A 9,477-nucleotide genomic window follows, 5' to 3' on the forward strand; every position below is an offset into this window, starting at 1 on the left:
GCAATCGTAGATGCGAACACGACTCGTAAAGACTTTATCGCTGAACAGATCTTAGCCAAAAGTCCTAAAGTGGTCGGAATCTATCGCTTAACGATGAAGGCTAATTCAGATAATTTCCGTTACTCATCGATTCAAGGAATCATGAAGCGTTTGAAAGCTAAGGGAATCGAAGTTGTGGTATTTGAACCGACTTTAGACGAAGAGACTTTCTTTAATTCACGTGTTGTAAAAGACTTGAATGAATTTAAATTAATGTCTGATGTGATTGTGTCAAACCGTTTAGAAGATGACATCAAAGATAGTGCGGAAAAAGTCTATACACGCGATCTATTTGGGAAAGACTAAATAAGTAAAACGGACTTATCTCCGTTTTACTTATTTTTTTACACAAAACTATAAATTTTCATTAAAATTTTCTTTGCTTTTCTCTAATAATTGACATATAATTTAACTACTATGAGCTAGTGTGTAGTTGTAGAATCGGGGATTGAAAGGAAGTTTTTTTATGAGAAAAGGAGTACTAAGTTTTGTGTTGCTTTGTGCATTTTTCTTTGTAAGCGGTTTGAGTGTCTCAGCAGATACGGGGATCTCGGCCGATGAGCAGCGGATTTTAGATGCGTTGAATACGGGGATTTCAGTCGGGGGCAAAACGTTTTATCTTGATCAAAAAGATGTGACACAAGCTGAGAACCACTTGAAACAAAATGATTTGACGACATCAGAAGTCAATCAAACAGTAGACTCGATCAATCAAGCAAAAGCCTTGATTGCCGCGCAAACGATCGATGTCAGTAATATCAATAGTTTATCGGATTTGATTAAAGCATTACCTGCAGATATCAAAAATCAAATCAGAGGACTGATCACTAGCGCAGCAAATGTTTTAGGCTTAACGATCAGTTTGGATGGTGTCGATAGTTATTCGATCACGACGAAACAAGGCAATACGGCATTTGCAACAGGAAGTCCTGTTAAGAATACAGGAGCGACATATGGATATAGTCTAATTGTGTTAGTAGGATTAATTCTTACCGCAATCGGGGCGTTCGTCATTGGGAGGAAAGCACAACTTGCATAATTCTCGTAAATGGTGGAAGCGGATAGGAGCAATGATCGTTGCGCCTATTCTTTTTTTGGTTATCGGGTATTCGTTACTATATGTAATCGGTCAACCCGTCATTCAGCTTGTAAGTTCGTCTGTCGAACTATTCATGCTAAGTGAACCACCAAAATTTGAGACACAAGTTGCCGCGACGACTACCAATACTCAGACAAATCAAACGACTTCATCTAGTAGTACAGAGAAACAAAAGACAACAACCACAAAAAAAGTCAGTCAATATCCGAAAAGTGGGGAGCTTTATGGGACAGTTTCGATTCCAGATCTAGGTGTAGAAGAGCCACTTTACTATGGTGACAGCCGTGAGATTTTACGCTTAGGAGCCGGTCAATATATGGGATCGGTCTATCCTGGAGAAGTCGGAACGACATTGATTGGTGCACATAATAATACAACGTTTAATCATATGCTAGTAGGGGAACCTGGAACGAAGATCACTTTGGATACGACTTATGGAACATTTACATATGAAGTAGAAAAACGCGAAATCAAAAATTATCAGGATCCAGCTATTTTAGATCAATTGAATCAAAAAGAACGGAAGCAACTGATCCTCTATACCTGCTATCCGATTTATAGTATTGGGATGACGCAAGATCGTATTTTTGTAACTGCAAAGATGATTGCTTCATCGACGAACTAGCAAAATCAATTGGGTGTCAGATAATGGGGGAAAGTACATGTCACGTGAAAAATGGAAACAAAATGCGCCAAGGATCATCTTGGCTTTTATCGCGACGCTTGCAATCGTCAGCACGTTGTTGTTGGTGAGTTTACGAGCGACGATCTTTAATCAAGAATATATGATCAAACAATCGAAGACTTCAGGCTATGTTACAGCGATCACTAAGGATATCAATGAATACATCCAAGACAATGCGCGTGCAAGTAATATCCCACCTGAAGTCGTTAAAGATACAGTCAAAGAAGATCTGGTCCAACAAAACGTCGATTCGTTTATTCGCGCGATCTATACAGATGTACCGTATCGTTTAGTTGGAACCGATGTGATTCGAAATAATCTGAATCAGGCGATCGCGACGTATGCCAAAGAGAAGAAATTAGATATTACCGATAAAGAAACGCAAACAAATATCCAACATTTTACGGACGAAAGTTTAAACGTATTTGAGCGTTACGTTGCCATTCCAACGTTTCGTACATTTGCTAAGCAGTTGATCAGCTATAATAAACAATTTGTGATGATCATTATCTTAAGTGGGATTTTTTCATTATTATTATTGATCGGTCTAGTACTTGTCAGTGGCCGCTATCTACATCGTCGATTACGCTATCTTGCCTATACCTTTGCAGGAGCTGGATTGATGTTGATCGTGTTGCCTACGATATTGTATAAGAGCAATCAGATCGATCATTTAGCGATCCAATCAAAAGCACTATATGGGTTCATTACGATTTATCTTAAAAATGCTGTTTTACTAGTGATTCATTTAGGCATTGGGTGTGTCGTGTTAGGGGTTTTTGCAATGCTAGTTAGTGAATTACTTCGAAGAAAAGTGAGCCGCTGATTGCGGTTTTGGAGGGTATTATGGAAGAAACGATTAATATTTTCGAATTATTTACTATTTTAAAAAAGCGTTTATTACTGATTATTGTATTCGCTTTATTAGGTACGGGTATCGCTGGCGGGGTGACATTTTTTGTCTTGACTCCACGTTACCAAGCCGCTGCAGAATTGATCGTACAAACAAAGAATGATGGCAATACAGGGAGTAATCTTCAGTCAGATGTTAGTGCGAATATCATGATGATCAACACCTACAAAGATATGATCAAGGGGAAAATGATCTTATCACGTGTCCAAGAAAATCTAGCGAGTCGTTATCAATACGATATTAGTGTGGATCAATTGCGTAGCATGATCCAAGTCTCACAGTCGCAAAATTCACAAGTCTTCCAGATCCAAGCAACATCGATCAATCCGACTCAGGCAGCAGATGTAGCTAACGTTACCGCTGAGATTTTTCAAAAGAGCGTTTTAAAAGCGATCGATGTCAATAAAGTAACAATCACATCAGAAGCAGAGATTCCAACCAATTCGATCTATCCAAAAAATAATTTAAATTTGGCAATCGGTTTCGTATTAGGAACAGTGCTGGGTGTAGCTTGTTCGCTACTATTAGCTTTACTCGATAAAACGATCAAAGATGAACGCTTTATTTTAGAAGAAGCAGAATTGCCGATTTTAGGGGTGATCAGCGAAGTCAGCAAAAAAGAAATCATCAATGGAAAAGCAGTTGTCTTTGAGCTTAAAGGGAACAAAGATCCACTTGACGAGTTTATGAAACGATCAGAACCACGAGTATAATTGGGGAAGTGTGGAAAATAAATGAATAAAAAAAGACAACCAGTTCAAGGAGTTTCCTTAGTTTCGATGATCAATAAAAATTCGACTTTAGCTGAAGAGTGCCGTATCATTCGGTCGAACATCCAGTTTAGTGCAGTCGATCAAGCTATCAAATCGTTAGCGATCACATCTTCAAGTATGAGTGAAGGGAAATCGACAGTTGCAGCAAATCTTGCTATCTTATTTGCCGATAGTGGGAAACGGACACTCTTAGTCGATGGTGACTTAAGACGGCCCACTGTCGCCCTAACGTTTAAACAAAGTAACCACATTGGCTTATCTACGCTACTTACAGATATGAATGGAAGTATCCATGACGTGATACGTGATAGTAACATCCCGGAGCTAAGCATTTTAACTGCTGGCCCGAAACCGCCGAATCCTAGTGAGATGCTCAATTCCAATCGGATGCTAGAAGTGATGGAACGACTAGAGGCAGAATTTGATCTAGTGATCTATGATCTACCGCCGATTTCAAATATCACCGATGCACAAATCGTCGCTGCCAGAACAAATGGCACGATACTCGTTAGTCGTCAACAACAAACGAAAAAAAGCGAGTTTTTAAAAGCAGTCAATTCTTTAAAAATGGCGAAAGCGAATGTCATTGGTGTGGTTTATAATGGTATGAAGAAAAACAGTGATAGCTATTATTATTATGGATAGAAGAGTGGCCGCGATTTGCGGCCGCTTTTTTTCATTAAATGGGAAGGAAACTCGGTATTTCAATGCCAAGATGAATTCTCATTCTTCTTTTCACCATTAAAATCGCCTATCACAAACAAGTATGTTAAGATAAATATAGTAAATGTAAGCGAATCAACCACTGAATCGAGTAATCGACAGTGCGTGAAAGGAACAGGTTCATATGGCAAAGAAAATAAATCCAGTAGCGGGTGTATCTTTAATGGCATATATCGACAAAAATTCTATCCTTGCAGAACAATGCCGCATCATCCGTTCCAATATCCAATTTAGTGCAATCGATCAACCAATCAAATCAGTAGTCGTGACGTCGGCTTCAGCTGGAGAAGGGAAATCGACTATCGCGGCTAATCTAGCTGTCGTGTTTGCTGACAGCGGCAAAAAAACGTTGCTCGTAGATTGCGATTTAAGACGACCGACTGTTGCCTTGACGTTTAAACAATGGAATCACGACGGCTTAACGAACTTAGTCGGCAAAGGTACCGAAAAAATCAGTGATTTTATCCATGATAGTGGTATCGACAATTTATCGATTTTAACCAGTGGTCCAAAACCACCAAATCCAAGTGAGATGCTAGGTTCGCAACGAATGACTGATCTCATGCATGAATTCAAAGAAGAATTTGACTTCGTTATCTACGATCTACCCCCTGTATCGATCATCACTGATGCGCAGATTATTGCAGCCAAAGCAGATGCTACTGTTCTAGTAGCGAAACAAAACCAAACGAAAAAGCAAGATTTTTTACAATCGGTCAAATTATTGAAAATGGCGAAAGCGAATGTTATTGGCGTAGTTTACAATAATGTGAAAAAAAATACCGATAATTATTACTATTATGGGTGAAACAGTCATAATATGACTACCGGATAGTATATACTAATGACAGAAGTAAATGATTGGATAGGAAACCTATGCCCTATCTGATGATTTACTTTTTTTATGGTCTAAATGAAGAATGTAACTAGTTGATAGTTTTATACGAGAATATCTATTCTTCAAATGCAATCAAAATTAAACTTACTTTACATAATAACGAGAAATAATTCAAAAAACTTGTGGAATGTTAGATTCTCGCAAGTTTTTTGAACATAGGAAGTTGATAGATTTTTTTGTAGAGCTGTAGAGTAATGGTGTTCAATTTAAGGGATATAGTTATTGACTTCTGTTTGGACGTTCTCGGGAACATCGACTTGTAATCTTTTTACAGTTTTATGTTTAGAATCAAAGAATTCAATGTAAATCTTTTTCACATTTTTTGGTATGGAATAAGCATTTGCTAAATTAAGCGACTCTGACTGTTCTAGTCGCTTATCTCTATTTAAATACGTTTCATAACTAGGGTCGGATTTATCAGACAATACTCGTTGTGATAATTCACTAAATTCTTTATTTTCTCGCTCATAGGTAACATCTAAATAAGTATGTGCTCCCTTTAAAGCTTCATTGAATATTTCATCTGAAGTATTCGTTACTGTATATTGAATCACAAATATCGGTTCGGATGCTGATCCGCGATGGCGATAATTAAATTCTTCTGAAATCAATTGGATTTTAGAGATTGGTGTCGTAAATGTTTTAGTATCACTGTCATAATCCATATCTGAATTGACGTTATTGTCTACTGTTAATTTTTCAGTATCAATTGTTGAAGAAGTTGTTTTATCTATAGAATTAGATTCTTTAATAAGACTATTTTCTGTACTTTCCATACTGCTTATTTCTTGCGTTGAAGAACTAGTTGATTTTTGGTTCGAATTTGTTTGTGATGAGCAGGCTACTAAGGCTAAAGTAGAGATAAGTAAAAAGCTCGTCAATATGATTTTTTTCATAATAATACTTCCGTTCTTGTTTTATTTTAATTACATTACTAGTATAAAATATTAGGTATTCATAATATGAATACCTAATAATAGAATAAAATCTTTCAAGAATAAATGATGCATGTCATTTGAAAGTAACAAATTATAAAATATTATCAATCCTAGTACTATTTAGAAAAAACATTAGCGTGGACAAGTTTAAGTTCGGAAGTTTTGATAGTAAATGAAAATGAATGGTTCATTTAATAAGTTGAGGCAGCATAACAATGACAGCTACTGCTGAGAATGGTGTGGAAGGATTATTGACGATTTGCATACTTGATGAAATCAATTGGTGCAAAGAGAGCTATTGAATATTTGAAAAAATCCTAGGATAAGGTGTATAGCTCTTGTCTTTTTTTATTTGTTTTCGGTAATCTTATCTTAAATTTCTTTATTTTTTGGACACGGTAAAGGTATAATAAAACAGGAGAAAAAATGAATTAGGACGTGATGATATGAAAAAGAAGCAAGGGTTAGTGCTATTGGGGATAGTACTTTTAGGAGGTAGTCTTGCTGCTTGTACACAAAAGACGCAGACAGAAGAACTGCAGCAAACAACGAGTTCAACAAGTCATACTCGTAAAACACATAAAATCAAACAAACACCAGTCGCTCCAACGGTTTTAGATTCTAGTAGTACGACTACTAGTTCACTCGATGAAACGATTACTTTGCTGAATGATGAATTAGCCGTTGCAGCATATCTGGATAACTATCAAGCGCAACATCCAGAATTGACATTAGAACAAATCATACAGGAAATATTGACTAATCCAAATTTCATAATGGCCCATCAAGATAATTTAAACAGTATGGTCTTAGTTCAATCTGAGCAACAACTGCGTAATGGTGATGTAGCCAGTGAAGTAACAATCTCAAATGACCAGGTTTATGCCCGTCAATTCAATGGTAATGAGTTATTAAAGGAACAAGAATACACGAAAAAAGAGCTTACTGATGCATATGGCCGGTCATTGGACCAAATCAGAGAAATCATCCAACTTGCTCAAACTCATCTAGCAGATTCGAACGAACAAACAAGTAATGAAAAGAATACAGTTGATGGAAAAAATCTTACGCAAGAACAAGTCAAAGAATGGATTCGTAATTACTTGATTCAAGTGGAACATATGAAGCCCGACATGATCATGAATCGTACGACGATAGAGATGTCATTTTCAGACGGTCAATTGATCATCAATCCGCGTTCGATTGGCGTTACGAACACATCGTCGCTTGGATTTTTCAAGATCAATGCTAGTGGACAATTAGAAAAGCAAGATGTAGCTACTGGACAATACGAAGTCGTGAGCGAAACACCTTTATTGGATTGATTTCAGCAAAAGCTACAAGAGGAAAGCATTCCTTTTGTAGCTTTTTTTGTGGAATTTTATATAAAAAAATAGGAGTAGTGATATAATAAACTAGAGTAAAATGTTTAGTTTAAGAAAAGGGGGACGTTGGTTTGGGAACAAGTCAGAAAAGCTAGCTGATCACCGCTGATTTTTTGGGGAAATCGGTGGTTTCGGTACACAGTATCCACACTATTTACATCTATAGCACCACAAGAATCATCTTATTTTTCTTCTACATTCATCATCTAAATTCAATTATCAAAAACATACAACCAATATATGCTTTACCAAACATTTTATTCGCAAAAAATGAATAGTGAAATGGGGAAGTCTTTTGAAACAATATAAAATTTTGGGAACACTACTTTTAGCTAGTGGCTTTTTTATGGTGACGACGGTCGTTCACGCAGATCAACAAAAGGGTGCTGCGATGTACCGTGTCTATAACAAAAATAGCGGAGAACATTTTTACACAAAAAATGCTCAAGAAAAAGCGAATTTATTGAAATTAGGTTGGAAAGACGAAGGTACGGGTTGGTTTGCGCCAGACGCAGGGACACCGGTATATCGTGTTTACAACAAAAATTCTGGCGATCATCACTATACGATGAGTCGTGGAGAAAAGGATTCATTGGTCAAAATCGGTTGGAAGTATTAAGGAATCGGCTGGTATTCAGCAGATACAAATACTAAGCCTCTATACCGTGCCTATAACCCAAATGCGAGAGCTGGAAGCCACAACTATACAACAAGTCAAGAAGAACAAACGACTTTGGTGAATGCTGGTTGGAAAGATGAAGGTGTGGCGTGGAATGGTGTCGCAACGAAAGAACCGGTGATCAGTGGAGTGCCAGATTATTTTACTGGAGTAACTATCAAAAAACAAAAAGCGAAATATGATGCATTAAAAGGGATTACAGCTAAAGATTTTCTAGGAAATGTAATTGAAGTAACGGTTACCGGAACAGTCGATACAGAAACTCCAGGTCGATATCAAATAGAGTATCATGCGAAAGATCGGTTGGGGCAAGAGACCGTTGAATATTTAACTGTTACAGTTGAAGAAATCGATAGTCCGAGAATAAGCAGCAAAAATGATTGGATTACTTTTATTTCACAAAGTCTGACTAAGTTTGATGTACTTGATGGAATCAGTGCTGTCGATGGAAATGGAAAACCATTGAAAGTAACCGCAATCGGAACTGTAAATGCACAATGGCCAGGCTCTTATAAAGTTACGTATACGGCGACAGACGAATTTGGTACGACAAGCTCAGAAGATAGAAAAATTTCAGTATTTGAGTATGGTGATCCAACATTTTATGGTGCTGAGGATGTAAGTTTTGTACAAAATACCGTAAAATCATTTGATCCACGTGCGGGTGTGACTGCAAAATCAGGCTCAGGAAAAGTGTTAGAGTATACTGTAAGCGGAACAGCCGATACAACAAATCATGGTTGGTATGAATTGACGTATACAGCTGTGGATGAATTTGGTCATCGAAAAACATTAACAAGAACAATCATTGTGAATGAAAACTAAACAGTAAATCAGTATTTACAAATGCCCAAGAATTTAGTGAGAAGCTAATTTCTTTGGCATTTTTTTATATAAATAACAACAAGTTATAAAATAAATGGTATAATATTTTGAAACAAAAAATAAGTAATAAGGGAGTTACAAAGATGAAAAACATGGGGAAAAAGTTAGGGATGACTTTTTTAGCATCTGCTATTTTATTTGGCGCAGCAAGCATTTCTGCAGATGAAGTAAAAGGGTATTCAATGTATCGTTTGTATAATCCAAATAGCGGGGAACATTTTTATACAAAAGACGCAAAAGAGCAAAAAGGATTAATCGATGCAGGTTGGAAAGACGAAGGTACGGGTTGGTACGCACCAGCATCGGGTTCACCTGTCTATCGTTTATACAATAAAAATGCCGGTGATCACCATTACACATTGAGCCAAAAAGAAAAAGATTCTTTAGTCAAAGCAGGTTGGAAAGCAGAAGGTATCGGTTGGTATTCTGAATCTGATAAAGGCACAAAACTTTACCGTGC

General features: G+C 37.0%; 11 protein-coding genes and 1 pseudogene. 11 read left to right on the forward strand and 1 reads right to left on the reverse strand.

Annotated elements, in window-relative coordinates; translation table 11 throughout:
- From QZ413_RS08950 to QZ413_RS08980, 7 genes are all read left to right on the forward strand, one after another.
- Positions 1-345: UDP binding domain-containing protein (locus QZ413_RS08950; RefSeq protein WP_297079421.1), on the forward strand; the 345-nt coding region annotated here is incomplete at its 5' end.
- Between the two features lie 160 nt (positions 346-505).
- Positions 506-1,078, forward strand: coding sequence for a hypothetical protein (locus QZ413_RS08955; RefSeq protein ID WP_297079423.1), 573 nt, complete (start codon positions 506-508; stop codon positions 1,076-1,078).
- A complete protein-coding gene (locus tag QZ413_RS08960) occupies positions 1,071-1,763 on the forward strand; it encodes a class D sortase (protein ID WP_297079425.1) in 693 nt (230 codons plus the stop codon). The genes QZ413_RS08955 and QZ413_RS08960 overlap by 8 nt, the downstream gene beginning before the upstream one ends.
- Before the next feature lie 37 nt (positions 1,764-1,800).
- Positions 1,801-2,649, forward strand: coding sequence for a hypothetical protein (locus tag QZ413_RS08965; protein WP_297079427.1), 849 nt, complete (start codon positions 1,801-1,803; stop codon positions 2,647-2,649).
- Positions 2,650-2,669: 20 nt separating this feature from the next.
- Positions 2,670-3,449, forward strand: coding sequence for a YveK family protein (locus QZ413_RS08970; RefSeq protein WP_297079428.1), 780 nt, complete (start codon positions 2,670-2,672; stop codon positions 3,447-3,449).
- Between the two features lie 21 nt (positions 3,450-3,470).
- A complete protein-coding gene (locus tag QZ413_RS08975) occupies positions 3,471-4,154 on the forward strand; it encodes a CpsD/CapB family tyrosine-protein kinase (RefSeq protein WP_297079430.1) in 684 nt (227 codons plus the stop codon).
- 202 nt (positions 4,155-4,356) lie between these two features.
- Positions 4,357-5,040, forward strand: coding sequence for a CpsD/CapB family tyrosine-protein kinase (locus QZ413_RS08980; protein WP_297079432.1), 684 nt, complete (start codon positions 4,357-4,359; stop codon positions 5,038-5,040).
- Positions 5,041-5,336: 296 nt separating this feature from the next.
- Here QZ413_RS08980 and QZ413_RS08985 read toward each other — a convergent pair whose 3' ends face one another.
- Positions 5,337-6,026 carry a hypothetical protein gene (locus QZ413_RS08985; RefSeq protein ID WP_297079433.1) on the reverse strand — a complete coding sequence of 230 codons (690 nt, stop codon included), beginning with the start codon at positions 6,024-6,026 and terminating at the stop codon, positions 5,337-5,339.
- A gap of 488 nt (positions 6,027-6,514) precedes the next feature.
- Here QZ413_RS08985 and QZ413_RS08990 point away from each other — a divergent pair, with 488 nt between their 5' ends.
- The 4 genes and pseudogenes from QZ413_RS08990 to QZ413_RS09005 all read left to right on the forward strand — a co-directional run.
- The gene (locus tag QZ413_RS08990; protein ID WP_297079435.1) at positions 6,515-7,393 is read left to right on the forward strand and encodes a hypothetical protein; all 879 of its coding nucleotides are present in this window, start codon (positions 6,515-6,517) and stop codon (positions 7,391-7,393) included.
- 355 nt (positions 7,394-7,748) lie between these two features.
- A complete protein-coding gene (locus QZ413_RS08995; RefSeq protein WP_297079437.1) occupies positions 7,749-8,072 on the forward strand; it encodes a hypothetical protein in 324 nt (107 codons plus the stop codon).
- Positions 8,073-8,075: 3 nt separating this feature from the next.
- Positions 8,076-8,957 (forward strand): immunoglobulin-like domain-containing protein, encoded by an 882-nt coding sequence (locus tag QZ413_RS09000; RefSeq protein ID WP_297079439.1) that lies wholly within the window; start codon positions 8,076-8,078, stop codon positions 8,955-8,957.
- 143 nt (positions 8,958-9,100) lie between these two features.
- A pseudogene (locus QZ413_RS09005) lies at positions 9,101-9,477 on the forward strand (hypothetical protein); the annotation flags it as partial.

The organism is uncultured Enterococcus sp. (genome assembly GCF_913775425.1).
In the GTDB taxonomy this organism is placed as follows: Bacteria; Bacillota; Bacilli; order Lactobacillales; family Enterococcaceae; genus Enterococcus_G.